The organism is Moorena sp. SIO3I6, from assembly GCF_010672095.1.
Window position 1 is genome coordinate 1 of the sequence record NZ_JAAHHU010001324.1, and the last position, 1,422, is coordinate 1,422.

At 43.9% G+C, this 1,422-nt stretch carries 1 protein-coding gene; it reads right to left on the reverse strand.

Annotation, left to right across the window (positions count from 1 at the left end; genetic code table 11):
• Positions 1–144: 144 nt before the first annotated feature.
• A complete protein-coding gene (locus tag F6K49_RS48985) occupies positions 145–1,302 on the reverse strand; it encodes a glycosyltransferase family 4 protein (protein ID WP_075905823.1) in 1,158 nt (385 codons plus the stop codon).
• Positions 1,303–1,422: the final 120 nt, after the last annotated feature.

Genomic DNA, 1,422 nt, shown 5'->3' on the forward strand with positions numbered 1-1,422 from the left:
TTGATTACTGTTTCTTTACTGTTGAGTGTTGACTGTTGACTGTTGGTATAGGGGAAGACTTACGTATGCTCCATTCAAGCATAAACAGTCAACAAAAAAGCTTTTACTTAGTGAGCCAAATTATATGTTGAACAGCTTAGCAGATTATAAATCAGCAATAACATCTGCAAGAACTGCCGCCATGGCATCAACACTATGGTACTTTACGCATAGCTCCCTGGCTTGAAGTCCTTTATGATTGGCAGCATCTAGATTCTGAAATACCTGTTGAATCGCCTCAGCTAGTTGTTGTGGCGAACTAGGCTCAACCAGATAACCGGTATCACCTAAAATTGTTGGGATATCCCCAACACGGGTAGACAAAACTGGTTTAGCCATTGCCATACCATCTGTCAATTTTAAGGGAAACTGAGCTCTAGCCGCCAGAGTATCTCGCTGGGGAACCACCACAATATGAGCTGCTGACAGAACCTCTGGCATTTCTTCGACTGGGGTTCTGGGCAATTTAAGAATCCAACGTCCCCATTTTTTAATGAGTTGTTGATCATAATCATCATAGGGACTGCCTCCGACAATCACCAATCTTAAGTCTGGCTGATTGAGATATTCTAGCGCTACTAAAATATCTTCAACTCCTTTGTGGGGTCGTGGCGCACCAGGAAACATGAGCACCCGATACTCCGATAACCCATAACGCTTGCGGCTGAGTTCTGGGTCATACTGCTCCGGGTCAAACATATCGGTATCTTTACCATTGGATAGATAGACACCACCGAAGCGTTCCTTGAGAAACTGAGTATCTATAGTGATAGCGTCAGCATAATTGACAAACTTTTCTAGCCATTTGATATAGAGGGGATGGTCTGGATATTTCAATTGACCATCTTTGGTAAGAATATCCCTACCGAACTGTTTAAGGGTTGGACGATACTGCCATTGGTCGCCACCATACCAACTTAGTTCCCAATCATCCATATCCAGTATGATTGGACGACGGCTAGTAAACTTTTTCAGCAGAGACAGACCAAAACTGGTGGGTTTGGGTTTTACGGCATAGATAATATCGCCATCTATCTTTTTTAACAGGTCTCGGGCAGCGGTTAAGACTCCAGGATATTTACCACCAGGGACGGAAGTAATGGTAAAACCAGAGGGAGGAGTGGCATATAACTCCTTCCCAAACATAAATCCCACAATCTCTATGGCATAGTTGAGCTTTTTCAGGACTTGTCCTAGCAAAAATGCCCGGATAGCACCACCACCGGACAAGTCACTGACAACTAGGGAAACTTTTCTGTTCATCGGATTTTGATAAAACTGGTACACGATACATGGTGATCAACCTCTCGTGTGAAAGTGATTAGTCCCCTCGGGTTTAGCAAGATGTCCCAACTACCACGCACTAATGGTCACTAAAGAGGG

What these genes read in the sequence shown, in the direction of transcription:
- F6K49_RS48985 (WP_075905823.1), bottom strand. Translation starts at nt 1,302, where the DNA reads ATGAACAGAAAAGTTTCCCTAGTTGTCAGTGACTTGTCCGGTGGTGGT.